The organism is Nitrospirillum karajorum, from assembly GCF_036348415.1.
Taxonomy (GTDB): Bacteria; Pseudomonadota; Alphaproteobacteria; order Azospirillales; family Azospirillaceae; genus Nitrospirillum; species Nitrospirillum amazonense_B.
Genome location: NZ_JAZBQB010000002.1, coordinates 201,163 through 221,956, shown reverse-complemented (window position 1 = coordinate 221,956; position 20,794 = coordinate 201,163). Strand labels below are relative to the sequence as shown.

Annotated in this window: 11 protein-coding genes and 3 pseudogenes; 4 read left to right on the top strand and 10 right to left on the bottom strand. The window is 67.0% G+C overall.

Annotation, left to right across the window (positions count from 1 at the left end; genetic code table 11):
- Nucleotides 1-22: 22 nt before the first annotated feature.
- The 4 genes from UCD39_RS08765 to UCD39_RS08750 form a co-directional block, all read right to left on the bottom strand.
- Nucleotides 23-1,507, bottom strand: a complete 1,485-nt coding sequence (locus UCD39_RS08765; protein WP_330495667.1) for a matrixin family metalloprotease — start codon at nucleotides 1,505-1,507, stop codon at nucleotides 23-25.
- A gap of 1,222 nt (nucleotides 1,508-2,729) precedes the next feature.
- The gene (locus tag UCD39_RS08760) at nucleotides 2,730-4,190 is read right to left on the bottom strand and encodes an HlyD family type I secretion periplasmic adaptor subunit (protein ID WP_330495666.1); all 1,461 of its coding nucleotides are present in this window, start codon (nucleotides 4,188-4,190) and stop codon (nucleotides 2,730-2,732) included.
- Nucleotides 4,177-6,333 carry a type I secretion system permease/ATPase gene (locus tag UCD39_RS08755; protein WP_330496528.1) on the bottom strand — a complete coding sequence of 719 codons (2,157 nt, stop codon included), beginning with the start codon at nucleotides 6,331-6,333 and terminating at the stop codon, nucleotides 4,177-4,179. The genes UCD39_RS08760 and UCD39_RS08755 overlap by 14 nt, the downstream gene beginning before the upstream one ends.
- Before the next feature lie 445 nt (nucleotides 6,334-6,778).
- A complete protein-coding gene (locus UCD39_RS08750; RefSeq protein WP_330495665.1) occupies nucleotides 6,779-7,771 on the bottom strand; it encodes a LacI family DNA-binding transcriptional regulator in 993 nt (330 codons plus the stop codon).
- A gap of 163 nt (nucleotides 7,772-7,934) precedes the next feature.
- Here UCD39_RS08750 and ptsP point away from each other — a divergent pair, with 163 nt between their 5' ends.
- From ptsP to UCD39_RS28475, 4 genes and pseudogenes are all read left to right on the top strand, one after another.
- Entirely contained in the window at nucleotides 7,935-10,463 is a 2,529-nt protein-coding gene (gene ptsP / locus UCD39_RS08745) for a phosphoenolpyruvate--protein phosphotransferase (RefSeq protein ID WP_330495664.1), read from the top strand.
- Nucleotides 10,460-11,440: a 1-phosphofructokinase gene (gene pfkB, locus UCD39_RS08740; protein WP_330495663.1), complete on the top strand. Its 981-nt coding sequence runs from the start codon at nucleotides 10,460-10,462 to the stop codon at nucleotides 11,438-11,440. The genes ptsP and pfkB overlap by 4 nt, the downstream gene beginning before the upstream one ends.
- An 82-nt stretch (nucleotides 11,441-11,522) precedes the next feature.
- Nucleotides 11,523-13,220, top strand: coding sequence for a fructose-specific PTS transporter subunit EIIC (locus UCD39_RS08735; RefSeq protein WP_442943603.1), 1,698 nt, complete (start codon nucleotides 11,523-11,525; stop codon nucleotides 13,218-13,220).
- 70 nt (nucleotides 13,221-13,290) lie between these two features.
- Nucleotides 13,291-14,615, top strand: a pseudogene (locus UCD39_RS28475) (carbohydrate porin).
- 76 nt (nucleotides 14,616-14,691) lie between these two features.
- Here UCD39_RS28475 and UCD39_RS28470 read toward each other — a convergent pair.
- The 6 genes and pseudogenes from UCD39_RS28470 to UCD39_RS08695 all read right to left on the bottom strand — a co-directional run bounded on the left by UCD39_RS28470 (nucleotide 14,692) and on the right by UCD39_RS08695 (nucleotide 20,793).
- A complete protein-coding gene (locus UCD39_RS28470; RefSeq protein WP_442943602.1) occupies nucleotides 14,692-15,573 on the bottom strand; it encodes a Kae1-like domain-containing protein in 882 nt (293 codons plus the stop codon).
- Nucleotides 15,474-16,994 (bottom strand): annotated as a pseudogene (hypF, locus tag UCD39_RS08715) (carbamoyltransferase HypF); the annotation flags it as partial. The pseudogene hypF and the gene UCD39_RS28470, both read right to left, overlap by 100 nt.
- Nucleotides 16,994-17,965 carry a nickel-dependent hydrogenase large subunit gene (locus UCD39_RS08710; protein WP_330496526.1) on the bottom strand — a complete coding sequence of 324 codons (972 nt, stop codon included), beginning with the start codon at nucleotides 17,963-17,965 and terminating at the stop codon, nucleotides 16,994-16,996. The pseudogene hypF and the gene UCD39_RS08710, both read right to left, overlap by 1 nt.
- A 170-nt stretch (nucleotides 17,966-18,135) precedes the next feature.
- A pseudogene (locus UCD39_RS08705) lies at nucleotides 18,136-18,321 on the bottom strand (nickel-dependent hydrogenase large subunit); the annotation flags it as partial.
- Nucleotides 18,322-18,443: 122 nt separating this feature from the next.
- The gene (locus UCD39_RS08700; protein ID WP_330495658.1) at nucleotides 18,444-19,469 is read right to left on the bottom strand and encodes an NADH-quinone oxidoreductase subunit B family protein; all 1,026 of its coding nucleotides are present in this window, start codon (nucleotides 19,467-19,469) and stop codon (nucleotides 18,444-18,446) included.
- Nucleotides 19,453-20,793: a PAS domain-containing sensor histidine kinase gene (locus tag UCD39_RS08695; RefSeq protein WP_330495657.1), complete on the bottom strand. Its 1,341-nt coding sequence runs from the start codon at nucleotides 20,791-20,793 to the stop codon at nucleotides 19,453-19,455. Before UCD39_RS08695 ends, UCD39_RS08700 begins: the two co-directional genes overlap by 17 nt.
- Between the last annotated feature and the right edge of the window lies 1 nt (nucleotide 20,794).

Genomic DNA, 20,794 nt, shown 5'->3' with positions numbered 1-20,794 from the left:
GCGCAGGCTGTGGGTGTTGCGGTCAGTGGCCGCCGGCGGCCAGAAGGGTAGAGGCCTGGGCGTCGTCGTTGGCGGCGACCAGGGAGGAGACGGAGGAGCCGCTGCTGTCAAAGGCGGCCGTCGCCTGAGTCAGCTGGGCCAGGTTGGTGGCGCCGCCATAGAGGCTGGTGCCGCCGCTGACATCGGTCGCGTCCAGGGCGCGGTTGTTGGCGCCCAGGGCGTAGTACATGACCGAGGCTTGGTCGCTGGTGTCGGCGAAGCCCAGGGCATGGCCGATCTCATGCAGCAAGGTTTGCGACAGGGTCGCGTCCGTGCCGGCATAGACCTGCTGCCCGCTGGCGTTGGTCACCAGGGCCGTCTGGTCGGTGCTCTCCACCCGCACCGTGGCGTGGGCCAGGGCCCCATCCTTGGCGGCGTAGGTGGTGTAGCCGACGATGCCGGTGCCGTCCGTTCCCAAGTCGGCGGCATCGATCTGGATGTTGGCCTTGGAGGGGTCGCTGACCTCCTGGAAGGTCAGGCCCGTGGCCTGGGCCCAACTGGCGAAGGCCTGGGCGGTGGCAGCCTCGTCCACGCCGGTGCCGACGCTCCAGGTAACGACCTGGCTGTCCCACTTGGCGCCTTCCAGCACGGCGCTGCCCGTGCCATCCGTGGCTGTGGCATCGGCGATGGACGCCGCTTGCTTCAGACCAGCCTCGGCCGCTGCCGCGCCCGGCTGGTTGCTGTTGGCCAGGTCATAGGACGCGATGGCCCCAACGTCCTTGCCCACCGCCGCCTTCACCGTGGCGGCGCTGCCGGCGAAGCCGTAACCGCCGTAGTAGCCATAGGAGCCGCCGCCGCCGGTCCAACCGCCACCATCCTCATCGCCGACGCCGCCTGAGGTGCCGTCACCACTGTAGTCACCACCAGAGAAGTCGACGTTATCCGAAGAGTTGCCGTTGACATGATCGTCCGACCCGTCAACATCGAAGCTGTCGTTTGATCCGGCATTGAATGTGTCGTAGCTGCCGGCGAAGTCATCACCGGAAATGCCAGACAGCAGGTTGATGTTGTCGTGCGAGGCGGTGATGTCGTCGTTGTTGCTGACGACGCCGAAATTGTTGCCGGTGCCAGTGAAGTCCACAGAGGTGCCGTCGCCGGCCACATTGGCGTAATCGTTGCCCGTGTCGTTGTTGACCTTCTGGTCCGTACCGTAGATGCCCAGATAATCGCCGCCATTGGGATCAAGGTTAACCGTATCGTGGGAACCGGAGACGTTGCCGCTGAATCCGGCGCCGGCGTTGATGTCGTTGTTGCTGCCGTTAATCCCTGCACCGGTAACGTTGGAGACCATGTTGACAGTATTGTCGGAGGTGTTCACCGACACGTTGGATCCGATCAAACCGACACTGTCGCCGTTGCCGTTGACCGCGACGGAGGAATTGGCGCCGACATTGACCAGGTCGTGCGAGGCGTTCGCCGTGTCGTTTGAGCCATAGAAAACGGCGATGGCGCCGCTGTTGGCCGCCATGTTGTCGTTGTTGTTATTACCGTATACCCAAGCAGTATCGTTCCCCTGTTCGGTTATGGTATTACCGTCACCGTCAATTTCAACTTGCGCCCCATTCTCAATCCCTATATTTTTATCCGTCTCTTGATATTTTCCTTGGCCACCAATATCTATTAGCGTATTGGAGGTTGGATTTGCACCCTGGCCTGCCTGTGCCGGCAAGTCAGAAAGAAGCTGATATTGAGACCAGCCAGAATCTTTGTTAGTTCCAATATAGTCGTTATTGGTCGGAGAATTTAGCAAATTGACTGACGCACCCGGCGTTGACATTGATCCATTATACAGGGAAGAATTGTAGCCCATTGATGTGAGCGCCGTATTCCATACAGAGTTGCTGTTTGCAGAATCTGAGAATAATTCCGCACCGTCATAAAGATCGTGCGTATTATTCAATGCTGCCGCAACCGAATTATACATGCCAAGAAATGTACTTGTCATTGTTGCTTCGGATCCTGAATCAACGACTTTTGCTGATAGGATTGTTTGGTCGGCCATAAATTGGCCCCGTTGCTTAATCTCCACCGTTAGATAATTTCCCGCATCTGGGCCATTGATGGTGAAATGATTCGAGAAGGATCCATGCAACTCCTCGGTTACGTTTCCATCTGGATTCACCAATGCAATGTAATTATGAGCACCAAGAACGCTACCGACCTGACCAAGGTCCGGCAATGTTTTTTGGATCGAATATAACTGCCATTGCCCACTGGCTGGAAAGTCGCTCATCTTAAACCCCTATGATTATTGACAATGAATGTGAGTTATGTCTACAGACATGTAATCACCGGAATCTATTGACCTGATTACGGATAAGGTACTTTCTTTTTTTAAAAAATCCTCACACGATAGCGTGCCTTTAATTGCCCATTGATATTTATCGTTATTTGAAGATAGATATTTTTTAAATTTCTCCTCTGCTATTTTGTTGAAATTTATTATAGAAACAATATCTTCTTCTCCAATATTACAGCTATTTGCCTTTATCATTATTGATTTTCGATACTTTTCTCCATATTTCCCCATATTGCACGCATCAAGCATGTACGATGATTGTATTTCAATATTAAAAACGTCTGTTTTAGATATAACGCCGTCCGCATAAGTATTATCAGCGCAGGATATTGATGCGAAGCATATTATTGACAGAAAAATATATGATGAACGCATTCCATTACACGCCATGCTATCTCTCCTTCAGCCCATCGTGCACATACTCACCCAGCGGCGACAGCAAGTAATCGATCACCCGCCGTCGTCCTGTCTTGATCTCCGCCGTCACCGCCATGCCAGTAGTCAGCGCTTCCTCGCGGCCGTCGACCATCAGGGTGGTGCGGTCCAGGGCGATATGGGCCAGGTAGGTGGGGGTGGCGCTGGGCGGATGGTCCTCGGCACCGGCAGCCGGGTCACCCCCCGTACGCTGGGCTGTACTTCCGCCGGCCGTGTCGCGCTCCGGCGTCACCGCGTCACGGCTGACATCCAGCACCCGGCCGCGCACCAAGCCATAGCGGGTGAAGGTGAAGGTTTCGATCTTCATCTCCACCTCCTGCCCCCGATGGACGAAGCCGATGTCCTTGTTGTCGATATTGGCCTCCACCACCAGGGGCACATCGTCCGGCACCACGACCAGCAGCGACTGCGCCGGCGTGACCACGCCGCCCACGGTATGGGCGGCCAGTTGCTGCACCGTGCCGCTCACCGGTGCCGTCAGCGTCTGCTGGCCCAGCCGCTGGTCGGCCTTGATCAGGTCCTGGCTGTGCTCCGCCACCTTCTGGCTGGCGGCGGCCAAATCCTCCAACACTTGGTGGCTGTAGTCCGACACCGCCTGGGCGCGCTGTCCCTCCAGCGCCAGGCGGGCGGCGCTGGCTTCCTCCACCCGCTGCTTCTGGGCCGTCAGCTCATGCTGGCTTTCCACCAGCTTCTGCTGGGTTTCCAGGAAGCTCAGCTTGTTGCCGTATTCCATCTCCATCAGCTTGCGCCGCATCTCCACCTGCTGTTCCAACAGTTGGATGGAGGCGATGAGCTTGGCGGTGGTCACCGCCACCTCCTCCGCTTCCGCCTTCTTCTGGGCGATTTGCTGATCGAGCGCCGCCACCTTGGCCCGCTGTGCCGCCTCCTGCGCCAGGGTGGCGGCACGGGCGCGCTCCACCAAGATGGGTGCCGCGTCCGCAGGTGGGATGAACGCGGCGGCCACCGGCTGGCCGGCGATGCCGGCACGCAAGGCCGTCAGGCGGGCCACGTCCAGCCGCGCCTGGGCCAGGTCGGCCGCCACGCGGTCGCGGTCGGCGGTGGTGGTGGTGGTGTCCAGCTGGATCAGGGCCTGGCCAGCCGTCACATGGTCGCCATCCTGCACGTTGATGGCGGTAACGATGCCGGACTCCAGGGGCTGCACCACCTTAACGCGGCCAGCGGGGACGATACGGCCGGAGGCGGTGGCGATGATGTCGATATGGCCCAGCCAGCTCCAACCCAGGCCCAGGGTGAAGAAGGCGATGATGGTGCCGCCGATGGCGCGCCCCACGGGCGAGGCCGGCGTCTCCATGATCTCCAGCGCCGCCGGCAGGAAGGCCACCTCATCGCCCCTGCGCCGGGGCATGGCGCCGCCACGGCCGGCCTTCAACACCCGGATACCGTCAACCCACGCCATGGAGACCTCCCTGCAGGCGATGCAGCATGGCATAGCGCCCACCGGCGCGGACCAGCTCCTCATGGCTGCCGGCTTCCACCAGCCGCCCTTTCTCCAGCGTGACGATGCGATCGCAGTGGCGCACGGCCGACAACCGGTGGGCCACGATGAAGACGGTGCGCCCGCGGCACATCTCGGCCAGATTCTCCTGCACCACGCGCTCGCTATCATAATCCAGCGCGCTGGTGGCCTCATCGAAGATCAGGATGCGGGGGTCGGTGACCAGGGCGCGGGCGATGGCCACGCGCTGGCGCTGCCCGCCCGACAGGCTGGCGCCGCGTTCCCCCACCACGGTGTCGTAGCCCTGCGGCAGGCCCAGGATGAAGTCGTGCGCGCCGGCCATCCGGGCGGCCCGCATCACCTTGTCCAGCGGCATGGCCGGATCGGCCAACGCGATGTTCTCGCGGATGGTGCCGGCCAGCAGCACGTTCTCCTGCAGCACCACGCCAATCTGGCGACGCAGCCAGGAGGCGTCGATCTGGGCGATGTCCACCCCGTCCACCAATACCCGCCCCCCTTCTGGTACGTACAGCCGCTGCAGCAGCTTGGTCAGCGTGCTCTTGCCCGAACCGGAGGGGCCGACGATGCCGATGCTCTGGCCCGCCGCCACAGTCAGGGACAGATCCTCCAGCATGGCCGGCGTGTCGGGGCGGTAGCGGAAGCGGACATGGTCGAACACCACCCCGCCCTTGATGCCGGGTAGCGCCGCTTGCCCCGGCGTCGCTTGCGGTTCCGTCGGGGTATTCAGGATGTCACCCAGCCGTTCCACCGACAACCGCGCCTGGTGGAAGTCCTGCCACACCTGGGCCAGGCGCAGCACCGGCTGACTGACACGGCCGGCCAGCATGTTGAAGGCCACCAGCTCGCCCACCGTCATCTTGCCGGCCATGACGGCACCGGCGCCGAAGTAGAGGATGGCGGCCGACACCAGCTTGGAGATCAGCTGGATGGACTGGCTGGCGACATTGCCCAGGCTGGTGACGCGGAAGGCGGCATGGACATACTCCGCCAGCTGGTTTTCCCAGCGCCGCTGCAACTGCGGCTCGACCGCCATGGCCTTCACCGTCTCGGCGCCGCCCACCGCCTCCACCAGGAAGGCCTGGTTCTCCGACCCGCGGCGGAATTTCTCCTCCAGCCGGCGGCGGAACAGCGGGCCGACACCGGCGCTGATGATGGCATAGAGCGGCAGCGACAGCGCCACCACCAAGGTCAGCAAGGGCGAATAGGCCAGCATGACCGCGAGGAAGACGACGGTGAAAACGAGGTCCACCACCAGGGTCAGGGCCGAGCCAGTCAGGAAGTTGCGGATGTTCTCCAGCTCCCGCACCCGGGCCACGCTGTCGCCGACACGGCGGTTGGCGAAATAGGCCAGCGGCAGGGCCATGAGGTGGCGGAACAGCCGCGCCCCCAACTCGACATCGATGCGGTTGGTGGTGTGGGAAAAGACGTGGGTGCGCAGGACGCTGAGCAGGCTTTCGAAGCAGGAGACCGCCACCAGGCCGATGACCAGCACGTCCAAGGTGCTGATGCCCCGATGCACCAGGACCTTGTCCACCACCACCTGGAAGAACAGCGGCGACACCAGGGCGAAGATTTGCAGGAACAGGGACGCCACCAGCACCTCGCCCAACAGCCGGCGGTACTTGTGCATGGCCGACAGGAACCAGCCGAGGTCGAAGCGTCGGCCCAGATCGCTCAGCCCCAGGCGCTTGGTCGCCAGGATCAGCCGTCCCGTCCAACGCGCCTCGAACTCCGCCCGGCCCAGCACGGTGGGATGGCCCGAAGCGGGATCGACCATCAGAATGCGATCGGCCGCCGCGCGAACCAATAAGGCGCAAGCCCCATCCCTCAGGACTGCAAGGGCCGGCAGGGCGACTATCGCAAGACGGTCCCAAGCCAACGCCACTTCCTTAGCGCGCAATCCCCTGCGTCGGGCCGATCGAATTAAATCGGCGGGGGATAGGGCACCGTGATGACCGGCTTCATGACGCAACTGGGCGCTGTCGGCGGGCACCCCGTTAAGGGCGAATAAGGCAATCAGCGCCTGAAGATTGGCGTCGCCTTTGGCCGTCGTTTCGCTGTCGCCACCCAGCGAGGCTTCCATATCCATTTCACCATGATGCATAGCGGGGTGACGCGTTCCTAGAGTTGCAAACGACCAAAGCCTTTCTCGGTCTTCGCCACGTCGCAATTAAAATAAAGTTGCAGATGTGTCAGATATATTCCATTAACTGGAAGCTTAGAGAAATACGCCAAATCCAGTAAATTTCGCGTCATCCTGTCGCATATCCTGCTTCAGTCTGCGCAGTTGACATTTTTACGATTTAAAAATTGCGTTATGCGCCAGCATCATTATTGCGGCGCAGCAGAAAATATCGAGCGAGAATCGAGAATCGATCAGATGAATACTAAGGCAGCATCCAAATTGCGGTGGTTTTTGTAAAATTTTATCATCTATGATCAAATGCGCCCCAGTTGATCGGCGCATGACCCGGATGCCAATCGGCAGGATATCCATTCCTCAACCAAAGACGGGCCGGCGGCCTGCATCACACACGCGGCTGGGCAGCCGTCGAGCCCCGGGCGACGCAACGGCCGGAGAGCACCACTTTGCGGGTCGGAGCGTCCGGGGTCTTCAGGCGCTGGAATAACAGGGCCATGGCCTCGCGGCCTATGGTTTCGACCGGCTGCTCGATAACGGTCAGGCCCGGTTCAACCAATTCCGTCCAGGGTTCGTTGTCGAAGCCCGCGACGGCGATGTCCTGGGGGATGCGCAGGCCCAGGGCGCGGGCGGCCTTCACCACGCCGGTGAGGAACAGCCCATTGCTGACCAGCAGGGCCTGAGGCCGGTCTGGTTCGCGCAGCCAGGCGGCGGCGGCGTTTTCGGCGGCATCCACCGACGGCGGCACGAAGCGCGCCTCCCCCGTTAACCCCCGGGCCGCCATGGCCGCCAGATAGCCGTCGCGCCGTTCGATGCCGGTGGTGCTGGTGGCACCGAACAGGCCGCCGATGCGGGTGTATCCCCGGGACACCAGATGATCGACCAGGGTGGCGCTGGCCTCACGATTGTCCAACAACACGGTGTCGAACTGCCCGCCTGGACCGGCGCGGTCGATCAGCACCATGGGGAAATCCAGGGCATCGGCCTGCAATCGGTCGAGGGTGGCGCGGGTCGGGGCGAAAATCAGCCCCGTCACCCGCTCTTCCTGCATCAGGGTCAGGTAAAGCGCCTCACGCGCGGGGTCCTCATCGGTGTTGCACAGGATAACCCGCATGCCGGCACGGTAGGCCGCATCCTCCACCGCCCGGCCGACGGCGGTGAAGAAGGGGTTGCGGATGTCGGCGACGATCAAGCCGATGGTCTGGGTGCGCTGCGAACGCAGCCGCCGCGCCGACAGGTTGGGCTTGTAACCGGTGGCGCGTACCGCCGCCTGCACCTGTTCCCGAACCTCCGCGCTGACCGGCCCCTCCCCCAAAGCGCGGGACACGGTGGAAACCGATACACCGGCAACCCGGGCGACGTCCTTGATGTTGACCGTCATGTTCGCAATCGTTTCCAGTTATTTTGCCCCAGTTTAAAGCCTTACACCGCGCGTTCAAAGGGAATACGGCGCATACGCCTAGAGACACCCAAGGGATTCCCTTTGACAATTTTTGTGGAAACGTTACCACTAAGCACAAGAATGAAATCGGGAGGTTCCGAGAATGCCCTTCGCCGTTGAGAGCGACCTGCTGCCCCGCGAGCTGATCCGCCTCGGCGCGTGTCCGGCTGGAAAGCGTGACGCCATTGGCGAGGCGGCACAGCTGCTGGTCGCCGCCGGGTGCGTCGATCCCGCCTATGAACAAAGCATGGTCCGCCGGGAAGAGGTGGCCAACACCTACCTAGGCCAGGGTGTCGCCATTCCCCACGGCCTGGGGGAGGATCGCCACCTGGTCCGCCGCAACGGCCTGGCCATCCTGCAGATCCCTGACGGCGTGGCGTGGAACGCCGGCCAACGCGCGCGCCTCGTGGTCGCCATTGCCGCGCAGTCCGACGCGCACATCACCATCCTGCGCCGCCTGACCCGCCTGATCCAGGACAGCGACCGGTTGGAGCGTCTGTTGGTGACGACCGACGCCGGCGAGATCGCGGCCGCCCTGGGCCGCGATACACCCCTGGTTGGGCGCACGGACGAAAACGCGGGCGCGCCGGTGGGTGACCTCGCGCCCGGTTTCGACTGGACGGTGGATTATCCCAGCGGCCTGCACGCCCGGCCGGCCGCCCACTGGGTGGACACCGCCCGCCGCTTCGCCGCCCAGGTCCGGGTCCGCCACGGCGATCAAGCGGCGGACGCCAAGAACCTGATCGCCCTGCTGCAACTGGGCCTGCGCGCCGGTGACACGGTGGTGGTGTCCGCCGCCGGCGGTGATGCCGCAGGGGCGCTGGCCGCCATGCGGCAAGCCATCACCGGCCTGAGCGCCCAGGAAAAGATGGACGCGGCCCTGGCGGCCAGCCGCGCGCGCCAGACGCCCCGCACCGGCTGGACGCCCCCAGCGCCGCTGACGGCCATCGGCGGCGTGCCGGCGGCGCCAGGACTGGCCATCGGCCCGCTGCATGTGCTGAAGGCGGCGGACCCGGTGGTGCCGGACAATCCCACCACCCTGGCGGAGGGGGGCAGCCTGCTGCAAGAGGCGTTGAGCCGCACGCGCCAACAACTCAAGGCGCTGGCCGACGACACCGCCCGCCGGCTGGGTGCGGCCGACGCCGGCATTTTCAAAGCCCAGGCGGAGTTGTTGAATGACACCGACCTGATCACCCTGGCCTGCCAGTTGATGGTGGACGGTCATGGCGTGGCCTGGGCCTGGAATCAGACGGTGGATCGCATGGCCAGCCGGTTGGCCGCGCTGGGCAATCCCGTCCTGGCCGCCCGCGCCGCCGATCTGCGCGACGTGGGCCGCCGTGTCCTGGGGCATATCGACCCCTCCTTGCGCGCCAACTCGCTGCTCGACCTGCCCGACACACCCTGCATCCTGGTGGCGCCGGACCTATCCCCCTCGGACACCGCTGGCCTGGACCCGGCCCGTGTGGTGGGCTTGGCCACGGCTTCGGGCGGCCCCACCTCACACACCGCCATCCTGGCCCGCACACTGGGCCTGCCGGCCCTGGTTGGGGGTGGTGCTGCCCTGCTGGAACTGGCGGATGGCACCAGCGCCATCCTGGATGGCCAGTCGGGACAACTGTACTTGGAGCCGAGCGACGCCGACCTGGCATCCGCGCGACAATGGCTGGCGGTCAAGGCGGAGGCCCGCGCCCGTGAAGCGGAGGCCCGCGCCCTGCCCGCGCGCACCCGTGACGGCCACACCGTGTCCATCGGGGCGAACATCAACCTGCCCGACCAGGCGGCCTTCGCCCTGTCGCAGGGCGCGGAGGGCGTCGGCTTGATGCGCACCGAGTTCCTGTTTCTGGAACGGGGCGAAAGCCCAAGCGAGGATGAACAGTTCGACATCTATCGCGCCATGGCCGTGGCCTTGGGTAACCGACCGCTGATCGTCCGCGCCCTGGATATCGGCGGCGACAAGCAGGTGGCCCATCTGAACCTGCCGCATGAGGAAAACCCCTTCCTGGGTGTACGCGGGGCCCGGCTGCTGCTGCGCCGCCCCGATCTGCTGGAGCCGCAGTTGCGCGCCCTGTACCGCGCGGCGCGCGCGGGCGCCAGCCTGTCCATCATGTTCCCCATGATCACCACGGCGGCCGAGATCATCGCCCTGCGCACAATCAGCGAGCGCATCCGGGCCGAGGTCGAGGCGCCGGCGGTGCCGCTGGGCATCATGATCGAGGTCCCCGCCGCGGCGCTGCAGGCCGAAAGCCTGGCCCGCCATGCCGACTTCTTCTCCATCGGCACCAACGACCTGACCCAGTACACCCTGGCCATTGATCGCCAGAACCCACAGTTGGCCGCCCAGGCGGATAGCCTGCATCCCGCCGTGCTGCGTCTGATTCAGGCCACCGTGTCCGGGGCGACCAAGCATGACCGCTGGGTTGGCGTCTGCGGCGGCATCGCCGGCGACCCGTTCGGCGCCGCCCTGCTGACCGGCCTGGGCGTGCAGGAACTGTCGATGACCCCGCGGGAGGTGCCGGCGGTGAAGGCGCGCCTGCGCGATAGCGAGTTGACGGCGCTGCGCGCGCTGGCGGCCCAGGCCTTGGCTTGCGAGGCCGCCGAGGATGTGCGGGCGCTGGAAGGAGGCTTGGCATGAGCATTGACCTGCACACCGTCACCCTGAACCCGGCCATCGACGAGACCGTCACCCTCGACGACTTGCGGCCAGGCCAGGTGCACCGGGCCGCGGCCGTGCGCCACAATGCCGGGGGCAAGGGCGTGAACGTGGCCTCCTGCCTGGCCGACTGGGGCCTGCATGTGGCTGCCACCGGGCTGCTGGGCATCGACAACACCGCCCCGTTCGAGGCGCTGTTCGCCGCCAAGGGCATCCTCGACCGCTTCTTGCGCGTGCCCGGCGAAACCCGCACCAACATCAAGCTGCTGGACCGCCACGACGGCCGCACCACGGACATCAACCTGCCGGGTTTGGTGGCAGTCCCGGAAACGGTGGGGCGAATCCAGACCTATCTTGAGGAATCCGTCGGCCCCGGCACCCTGGTTGTGCTGGCCGGCAGCCTGCCCGATGGATTACCCCCCGACACCTATGCCCAGATGGTGGCCGGCCTGGCCCATACCGGTGCCCGCGTTGTCCTGGACAGCAGCGGGGAGCCGTTGGCGCGGGCCCTGGCCGCGGACGTCCTGCCCCATTGCGTGAAGCCCAACCGACATGAGTTGGAGGGCTGGGCCGGCCGGCCCTTGGCTCCGCCCGACGTGCTGGCGGCGGCGCGGCACCTGCAAGGACATGGCATCCCCCTGGTGGTCGTGTCCCTGGGCACCGGCGGCGCCCTGTTCGTGGACGGCGACACCGCCCTGCACGCCCAAGCCCCCGAGGTGCGGGGCAGCAGCACCGTGGGCGCTGGCGACGCCATGGTGGCCGGGCTGGCGGCCGGTCTGCATGCCGGCCTGGGATTGGAGGCGCTCGCCCGCCTGGCGACCGGGTTCGCCGTGGCCAAGTTGGGCCGCGCCGGCCCCAACCTACCCGGGGTGGAGATCGTCCGGGCCCTGGCCGACCAGGTCACGATGACAGCCGCCGATGATTGGGCATCAACCACCGCGACGCATGCGCCGCACTGAAGGATGAAGGGCGGGCGGGCCGAAGACCCGCCCCCGGGGAGGAACCATGTCCACAATGTTGGCTGTAATCGGCGCCGGTGAAATGACCATTCACGCCCTGCTGGCGGCGGAGGCCCTGCGCAAGGCCGCCACCAACGGAGGCCACACCATCGCTGTGGAGGTGCGTACCGGGCAGGGCGTCCTTGGCGCGTTGGAACCGGCGCAGATTCAGGACGCGCACGCCGTTCTCCTGGTGGGGTCGGGCATCCTGGACGCTGATCGCTTTGGGGCACTGCCCCACCACAGCACCAGCATCGAGGCCGTCCTGGCCGACCCCGCCGCGGCCTTGGACACGCTCGTCCTGGCAGCACCGGAAAAAGCCGAGGGGCCACGACACATCGTGGCCATTACCTCCTGCCCGACGGGCATCGCCCACACATTCATGGCGGCGGAGGGCCTGCAGCAGGGTGCCAAGGCGCTGGGGCATGTCATCCGCGTGGAGACGCAAGGATCGGTCGGGGCCCGCGACGGCCTGACGGATGATGAGATCGCCGCCGCCGACATCGTCATCATCGCCGCGGACCGCCAAGTGGATCTGGGCCGCTTCGCCGGCAAGCGGGTGTTCCAGTCAGCCACCAAACCCGCGATCGCCGATGGCGCCGGCCTTATCCAGCGGGCCCTGGCCGAAGCGACGCCCTTGGCCGGGGCGGACGGCGGCGCGCCGGACGCGGGGCGGGCCGCGGGCGCTGCGCCCCCGGCCGTCGCCGGGGCGAAGGCCGGGCGCGGCGGGCGCACGGGCCCCTATAAGCATCTCATGACCGGCGTTTCCTTCATGCTGCCCTTCGTGGTGGCGGGGGGGTTGTTGATCGCGCTGGCCTTCGCGCTGGGCGGCATCTACGCCTATGACGACGCCCATAAGGGCACGCTGGCCTACGCCCTGTTCCAGGTTGGGGCCAAGGGGGCGTTCGTGCTGATCGTGCCGGTGCTGGCGGGCTACATCGCCCATTCCATCGCCGACCGGCCGGGCATCGCGCCCGGCATGATCGGCGGCATGGTGGCGGCCAATCTTCAGGCGGGCTTTCTGGGGGGTATCCTGGCCGGATTCATCGCCGGCTACGGCACCGCCTTCCTGAACCGCCATATCCGCCTGCCCCGGACCCTGGAGGGCCTGAAGCCGGTGCTGATCCTGCCCTTGCTGGGCACCTTGCTGACGGGCCTGCTGATGATCTACGTCGTGGGCGGACCGGCGGCCGGCGCGCTGGCCGCCGTGACCACCTGGCTGAAGGGCATGCAGGGCAGCAGCGCCATCCTGCTGGGCGTCCTGATCGGCGGCATGATGGCCTTCGACATGGGCGGCCCCATCAATAAGGCGGCCTACGCCTTTTCCACGGGCCTGATCGCCAGCCAGGTCTACACCCCGATGGCAGCGGCCATGGTCGCGGGCATGACCCCGCCCTTGGGCCTGGCCTTGGCCGCCCAAGTGTTCGCCAACCGCTTCACGGCGGAGGAGCGGGAAACGCGCGGCGCCGCGGCGGTGTTGGGCCTGGCCTTTGTGACCGAGGGGGCCATCCCCTTCGCCGCCCGCGATCCGCTGCGGGTCATTCCGGCCCTGGTGGCGGGGTCCGCCGTGGCGGGCGCCATTTCCATGGCCATCGGCGCGGAGCTGCGCGTGCCCCACGGCGGCGTGTTCGTGCTGCCCATCCCCAACGCCGTCAGTCATGTCGGCGGCTATATCGCGGCACTGGCCATCGGCGCCGGGGTGACGGCCGTCGCCCTGCGCGTCCTGAAGCGCCCGGTCTGAAGGCCGGGGCCACCCAATCAACGTGGTCGCCACAAGGCCGTAACCAGAAGAACCCAGGGAGAGATGATCCATGCGCCCAATCGCACCGTCGGTGCCGACCCCATTTTTGCGCCCCGTTGTGGAAACGTTTCCAGTGGCCGTCCTGGCCATGATGCTGTCCAGCGCCGCCCTGGCCGCCGAACCCGGCACGGGCGAGACCATCGACTGGCTGGCCAGCTACACCGGCGAGGCGGCGGCCAATCCCAGCGGCGGCATGCGCCAGGGGGCGGCCTATGCCGGCCAAATTCTGCTGGGCGCCGATGTGAACCTGAACAACGCCCTGGACTGGAGCGGGAGCACCCTGCATGTCGCCGCGGTGAACCGCCACGGCAGCAACCTGGCTGCCCAGTATCTGGGCAGCACCACCTCGCTGCAGGAGATTTATGGCGCGCAGAACACGCGCCTGGCCCGCTTCACGGTGGAACAGTCCCTGCTGGACGGCCGCCTGGTGGTGGAGGGGGGCGCACGGTGGCCAACATCAGCTTCCTCGGGTCGTCGCTCTGCGCCAATTTCCAGATCAACTCCGCCTGCGGCAACCCCACCTTCGTCTTCAAAACCAGCAGCTTCACCTGGTGGCCGGTGTCCAGTTGGGGTGCCCATGCCACCGCCTGGCTGACACCGACGGTCTATCTGCATGTCGGCGCCTACGAAGTGAACCCCAGCCACCAGTCCAGCACCGAGCATGGCTTCGACTGGGGCACCTCCACCGCCACGGGCGCCATCGCGCCGATGGCGCTGGGGTATCAGACGACGTTTGACAACGACCGCCTGCCCCGCAAATACGAAGTCGGCGGCTGGTATGATGGCGCCGATTATACCGACCCGCTCCGCGACGCGAGCGGACGCGCCGCCGTGATCAGTGGCCAGCCCAACGCCACCCTGAACGGCCGATCCGGCGTGTTCTTCCGTTTCGAACAAATGGTGCTGCGTCCCGATGACACGTCACAGCGGGGCCTGACCTTGTTCGGCGTGGCGATGACAGGCGTCAGCGGCCGGCTGATCGAGGACCATTTCCTGGAATTGGGCTTGGTCCAACGCGGCACCTTCGCGGGACGCGACAACGACACCATCGGCTTCGTCGTGAACCAGCAGAAGTACAGCCACGACGCCCTGGAGGCCCTGCGCCTGGCCCGCGCGGCGGCGGGCGGCAGCGGCACGCCGGCGGACGATCAGATCATGATGGAATTGAGCTACGGCGTGCAACTGGACCGCGCCGTTCGCATCCAGCCCAACCTGCAATATGTCATCCATCCAGACCAATTCAGCGACCCCGCCCGCCTGCACGACGCTCCGGACGCTTTCGTCATCGGCTTGCGGTTCGACCTGGACCTGGCGGCGCTTCTGCGGGGACGCTAGCTAGCAGCGGAAGCCTGCCCATCAGGCCTCCCGGCACCAGCGGTGCGCGAATCGACCCCGATCGCCGGCGATGACGTTACCCGGCGGATGCCATGAGGCCCGCGAGCACGGCCTGCCCTAGCGCCAAGCCGCCGTCGTTGGCCGGCACCTGCCGGTGCGCTATCGGCCGGTAACCGGCGGTTTTTAGGCGGACCTGGATCTCCGCCAGGATAATGCGGTTCTGCAGAACCCCACCCGACAGCGGCACCAGCGTTCCCGGACCCGCCCCCAGGCCCAGCGCGGCCGTGACCAAGGCGTCGGCGACCGCCAGGTGGAAGCGGGCGGCAATCAGCCCCGGCGGCTCCCCAGCCTGAAGGTCGGCCAGCAGCGCCTGCCACATCGGCCGCCACCCAAGCACCAGGGGATCACCCTGGCCGAGTGCCACCGGATAGGGCCGGGCGGCGGCGACATGAGGGCGCGCCAGCGTCTCCAGGGCCATCGCGGCCTGGGCCTCGTGCCCGATACGCGCGGGGTGGATGCCCAGCGCCGCCGCCACCGCATCGAACAACCGGCCCGCCGAGGAACAGGGCGGCGCGTTGGTGCCCGTCTCCATCATGCGTTCTAGCACGCCCACGGACGTGGGGAGGGGCAAACGGCCCAGCACCGGGCCCGCCTGGTCCCGCCACGAAGGCCCGAAGGCATGCCGCATCTGGGCGACCAGGTTGCGCCACGGCTCCCGCATCGCCGCCGCGCCGCCGGGCAGGGCCACGGGGGCGATATGGGCGGCACGGACAACGCCGCGATATCCCCCGCGCAGGATCTCGCCCCCCAGAGCGTCCCATCGGTACCGAGACCCAGCCCGTCGAGGATCACACCAAAGGCGCCCTCTCCGCCTTCCGCGAGGCCGATGCCGCCATCGACCAGGCAGGCGGCCATATGGGCATGATGGTGTCCCACGGGCACCAACCGGGCGCCGCATTCCTGGGCCAACGCGGCGCCCAGCGTGGTCGAGAGATAGTCCGGATGCGCGTCGACCGCGATGACCGCCGGCGTGAAGTCGTACAGGTCGCGATAAAGGCGCAGCAGGGCGCGGTAATCGTCAAGGGCGGCCGCGTTCTCCAGATCACCGATGTGCTGCGACAGGATGGCCTGCCCGTCCCGCAGCAGGCAAAAGGTGGCCTTCAGTTCCCCGCCCATGGCCAGGGTGGGCGGCAGGCCATCGAAGCCCGGCGGCAGGGCCAACGGCGCCGGGGCATAGCCGCGCGCCCGTCGCAGGATGGCGGGCGCCTCCGAGGTGGTGGCGACGAGGCTGTCGTCCAGGCGGTTGAGGATGGCGCGGTCGTGCATCAGCCAGGCGTCGGCCAATCCGGCCAGACGATCCCGCGCGCCCTCGTTGGTGATCTCCTGCGGCTCATCCGACCGGTTGCCTGAGGTCATCACCAGGGGGCCATCCAAGCGGGCCAGCAGCAGGTGATGCAGCGGCGTGTAGGGCAGCATGAAGCCCAGATGATCCTGGTCCGGCGCCAATCCATCCGGCAGCGGCGGGCCATCGGGCCGCCGGGGCAAAAGCACGATGGGCGCAGCGGGCGACAGCAGCAGGGTGCTGGCCATATCGTCCAGTTGGCAATACCGCCCGACCTCGTCCACCGTCCGGGCCATCAGGGCGAAGGGCTTGGCATCGCGCGCCTTGCGCCGCCGCAATTCCGTGACCGCCGCGGTGTTGGCGGCATCACAGGCCAGGTGGAAGCCGCCGATTCCCTTGACGGCGACGATGCCGCCCGCCCGCAGCAGCGCCGCCGCCGCGTCCAGCGGATCCGTTCCCGCGTCCGGGGTGGGTTCCAGCCACAGCCGGGGGCCGCAAGCGGGGCAGGCCGTCGGCTGGGCATGGAAACGGCGGTCGGCGGGGTTGGCGTATTCGGCGGCGCAGTCCGGGCACATCCGGAACGCCGCCATGGCCGTGTTGACGCGGTCATAAGGGATGGCCCGGACGATGGACAACCGGGGCCCGCAATGGGTGCAGTTGCCGAAGGCATAGCCCTGGCGCCGGTTGGCGGGGTCGAACAGCTCCGCCCGGCAGGCGGGGCAGGTGGCGGCGTCGGGCACGATGCCCGTCCGCACGGTTCCAGTGGCACTGGCGGCAATGGTGAAGCCCCTGGGCGCCGGGCCGTCATGGGGCCAGGCCTCGACGCTGTCGATGCGCGCCAGGGGTGGCGCCTCATCACGCAGCCGGTTCTGGAAACCGTCGAGGGTGGCGGCGTCCCCCCAGACGTGGATGACCACGCCCTCTCCATCGTTGGCGACACTGCCAGCGATATCCAGCGCCCGCGCCAGGCGCCAGACATGGGGCCGGAACCCCACCCCCTGCACCAGGCCCCGCACGCGGATGCGACGCGCCGCCATCAATGCACCGTGCAGACCATGCATGGATCGAAGGAACGGACGATGTGCTGCACGGCCACCGGCTCGCTCTCCCCCTCCCGCACGGGGGCGCCGCGCAGCGCTTGCTCCAACGGCCCCGGCGTGCCGGCGGCGTCGCGGGGGGAGAAGTTCCAGGTCGTGGGGGCGATGATCTGGTAGTTGGCGATGCGCCCGCCCTGGATGTTCACCCAGTGACCCAGCGAGCCCCGGGCGGCCTCCGTCAGGCCGGCCCCCTCACCCGCCGCCGGCAGGGGTGTATGGTCGATGAAGGGGGCCGCCGGATCGATGGCGCGCAGCCAGCGCTCCATGGCCATGGTGACCAAGGCGACCTCCAGCAATCGCGCCACCACCCGCGCCTCGACCGTCGCTCCATCCCGCGCCACCAGGTCACGGGGCAGCGGGTGGCCGGCCACCAGTTGGCGCGACAGGGCGCCCACCTCCGCCACCTCCCCTTCCAGGCGCGGCGCCTTGCACCAGGAATAGGCGTCGTCCCGCGTCGCGTCGGGTGGGGTCCCCAGGTGGCGGGGGAACGCGGCGCACCATCGGGGGCGGGCTGATACCAGGCGTGGCTGACATCCTCGGTAATGCGGTCCACCGGCAGCACGCCGCCAACGCCCCGCCGGAACAGGCCGCGCGGGAACAAGGGCCCGTCGGATGACGGATAGGCGCCGAAGCTCATATGCCGCAGGTCGGTGCGCCCCAGACGGTTCAGGCCCGTCGCCTGCGACAGAAGCACGAAGCGGGCGAAATCGCCTCGCGCGGCCCTTGCCTCCGCCCAGGCCAGCAAGGCGTCGCGGGTCGACAAGGCCGCAACAGCCTCCAAGGCATCGGCGAACAGGACGCGTTCCAGGAAGCGGCGGAAGGCGGCCAGCAGGGCGCCCAGCCGCGCCAGCTCGGCCCGCGACACGGCGCGTGTCGATCCCCCCGGTTGGATCGCCAAGGTATGGGGCCATTTACCCGCCAGGATGCCCAGCAGGTTCATCAACTCCGCCCGGGCGGGCAGGAAGTCCTGGGCGGCGCTGCCCTTCACCGCCGCGAACCGCGCCGCCGCGTCGGCATGCCAAGATTCGCCGGCGTAAACAGGTCGGGCGAAGTCCGGCATGAAAAACAGGTAGAAGTGGGTCAGGTGGTCGGCGACGTTCTCGACCGCATGGATCAGATTGACCGCCAGCCCCCCATTGGCGGGCACTGGCACGGAACCGGTCGCCGCCAGCGCGCGCGCCGCCGCCAGCGACTGGGACACGGAACAGATGCCGCAGATGCGCGGCGCGTAGACCAGCGCGTCCAGCGCCGGCTTGCCCACCAGCATGGCCTCGAACCCCCGATACAGCGGGGAGACGACACGGGCATCAGCCACCACGCCGGCGCTGATGTCCAGGCGTACCTCCAGGTCCCCCTCGACACGGTTGAACGGACCGACGATCAGGCGGCTCATGCGCTGTCCTTGCGCTTGTCATGGGGAAGAACGGCGGGCGTGGGCCGCGCGGCGTTGTCGCGCAGCCGCTTGGGCGTCGCCGCCTTGGACAGGGAGGCCAGCGCCACGAACCAGGCCTTGGGCATGTCCGTCGGCAGGCCGATGGGGATGCCGGCCAGCTTGGGCGTGACGGCGAAGGCGTGACCCGGTTCCTCGAACCCCGGCGCCGTGCAGTTGATGCAGGCGTAGTTGCCGTCCAGGCAGGACCCGCCGCCGTTCCAGGGCCGGATGTTGCAGTCGGCCCGCGCCTGCGTGCCCTTGCAGCCCAAATTCTCCATCATGCAGCCGAGGTCGCCCGGCTGCTCGGCACTGGCCTTGAACTCATAGAACTCATTGCGGGCGCAACCGTGGTGGACCAGGTGGGCGGTGTAGGCCAGCGGGCGCTCCCACTCATCCAGGTCGGCCGCGCTCAAGGTGCCAGCGCCGATCTGCAGCAGGGTGTCGGTGAACCAGCCGGGATGGATGGGGCAGCCGGCGATGTTGATGACAGGCAAGCCCCGGGCGGAGCGGAAGTCCGCGCCCAGAAGGCCGCCCGCCCGGGTGCCGTCATAGGCCAGGCCGCACGCCTCCACCTCATTGCCGCCGGCGGCGGTGACGCCCCCGAAGGCGGCGCAACTGCCCACGGCCACCACGTAACCGGCCCGGCGGGCGATGGTGGCGACCCAGTCGCGCATGGGCTTGCCCGTCCCAGCCATGAGGTGGAACCGGCCGGTGCCACCCGGCCCGTTGATCACCGACCCCTCCAGGCACAGGATATCGACCGGCGGCCCGTCGCCGGCCGCGGCCTCCAGTATGGCCCGCGCCTCCGCACCCGTCGCCTCGCTGAGGGAGGGGTGCCACAGCAGCTCGACATTGGCTGCCGCCAGCGCGGTCAGCAGGTCCGGCTTCTCCGCCCCCAACAGGGACAGGGTGCAGCCGCCGCAGCCGCCGGATTGCAGCCACAGGAGCCGCAGCGGACGGGCGGGTTCAGAGACCGCGGTCATCGACCGGGACCTTCAGGGTGAAGGTGGCACCGCCCCCTTCCGCATCCGTATAGCTCAGGCTTCCCCCTACCTTTTCCGCCATGTTGTAACTGACATACAGGCCCAGGCCCGTGCCGCTGCCAATGGGCTTGGTCGTGAAGAAGGGCTCGAAGATCTTGTTCTGGTTCTCCGGTGGCACGCCGGGGCCGTTGTCGCTGACCGTCAGCACGACCCAGCCGTCCTGCTGCCCCGCCGTGATCCGGATGAGCGCCCCGTCGCGGCCCTCCACGGCATCCACCGCGTTCTGCATGAGGTTGACCAGGATCTGATGCAACTGGCCCTTACGGCCCACCACCTCCACCTGCGGCGGCAGGTCCAGGCGTAGCTCCGGCTTGGTACGCTGGGCCTTGATCACCCAATCAATGGCGGTGTGGATCAGACGGACCAGGTTGAACGCCTCCGGCTCTTCCCTCTGGTTGGAGGAGAAGCGCCGCAGGTCCTGCACGATGTCGCGCACCCGCTCCGCCCCTTCCAGGGTGCCGTCCACCAGGGGGCCGATGTCGGCCAGCACCTTGTCGATGCGCAGGCTGTCACGCAGGGCCGCCAGCTCCGCCGGCGGCTTGCCGGCGTCGATAGCGGCCAGATAGCCGGTGATGGCGGCGCCGTAGCGCTTCAGCGCGTACATGTTGCCGAAGACGAAGCTGATGGGGTTGTTGAGTTCGTGCGCCACCCCTGCCACCAACCGGCCCAGCGCCGCCATCTTTTCGGAGGTCAGCAACTGCTGCTGGGTCTGGCGCAAGCGCTGATGGGCCTTGTCCAGGTCACGATAGGCGCGCAGCAGTTCACCGATGGGTCGGCCGGCCAGCACCATGCCGGCATACCGGCCCCGCGCGTCCCGGCGGGGGGCGCCATTGACGGACACGGCCGCCCGCTGGCCATCCGCGGCCAACAGGTGCCAGCTTTTGTCCTCGATCGGTTGCCCGTTGGCCAGGCAGGCCCGGATATCGGTGTGGTCGGCGGGGTCGAACAGGTCCAGCAGGGGGGCGGCCAACAAGTCGGCTTCCTCCCGCCCCAGGGCCGTCGTCAGCGCGGCGTTGACCCGCAACACCGCGCCGGCGGCATCGCACACGATCAGGACGTCGTTCATGGCGCCCAGCACCGACTGCATGAAGTCGCGCGCCTGCTGCAGGCGCTGGTTCTGTTCCTCCAGCGCCACTTGCGAGGCCACAAGGTCGCTGTAGACGACATCCATGCGGCGGATGACGTCGATCCACAGCTGCTCGCCCTCGCCATCCGCATCGGGCGGCACGTCCCCGAAGGGCAGCGCCGGGTCATGGCTGCCCATG

What these genes read in the sequence shown, in the direction of transcription:
- UCD39_RS08700 (WP_330495658.1), bottom strand. Translation starts at nt 19,469, where the DNA reads ATGACCGCGGTCTCTGAACCCGCCCGTCCGCTGCGGCTCCTGTGGCTG.
- UCD39_RS08760 (WP_330495666.1), bottom strand. Translation starts at nt 4,190, where the DNA reads ATGGCGTGGGTTGACGGTATCCGGGTGTTGAAGGCCGGCCGTGGCGGC.
- UCD39_RS08765 (WP_330495667.1), bottom strand. Translation starts at nt 1,507, where the DNA reads ATGGCGGCCAACAGCGGCGCCATCGCCGTTTTCTATGGCTCAAACGAC.
- UCD39_RS08755 (WP_330496528.1), bottom strand. Translation starts at nt 6,333, where the DNA reads ATGGAAGCCTCGCTGGGTGGCGACAGCGAAACGACGGCCAAAGGCGAC.
- ptsP (WP_330495664.1), top strand. Translation starts at nt 7,935, where the DNA reads ATGCCCTTCGCCGTTGAGAGCGACCTGCTGCCCCGCGAGCTGATCCGC.
- UCD39_RS08695 (WP_330495657.1), bottom strand. Translation starts at nt 20,793, where the DNA reads ATGGGCAGCCATGACCCGGCGCTGCCCTTCGGGGACGTGCCGCCCGAT.
- UCD39_RS08750 (WP_330495665.1), bottom strand. Translation starts at nt 7,771, where the DNA reads ATGACGGTCAACATCAAGGACGTCGCCCGGGTTGCCGGTGTATCGGTT.
- UCD39_RS08710 (WP_330496526.1), bottom strand. Translation starts at nt 17,965, where the DNA reads ATGGCCCCATACCTTGGCGATCCAACCGGGGGGATCGACACGCGCCGT.
- pfkB (WP_330495663.1), top strand. Translation starts at nt 10,460, where the DNA reads ATGAGCATTGACCTGCACACCGTCACCCTGAACCCGGCCATCGACGAG.
- UCD39_RS08735 (WP_442943603.1), top strand. Translation starts at nt 11,523, where the DNA reads ATGACCATTCACGCCCTGCTGGCGGCGGAGGCCCTGCGCAAGGCCGCC.
- UCD39_RS28470 (WP_442943602.1), bottom strand. Translation starts at nt 15,573, where the DNA reads ATGCGGCGCCCGGTTGGTGCCCGTGGGACACCATCATGCCCATATGGC.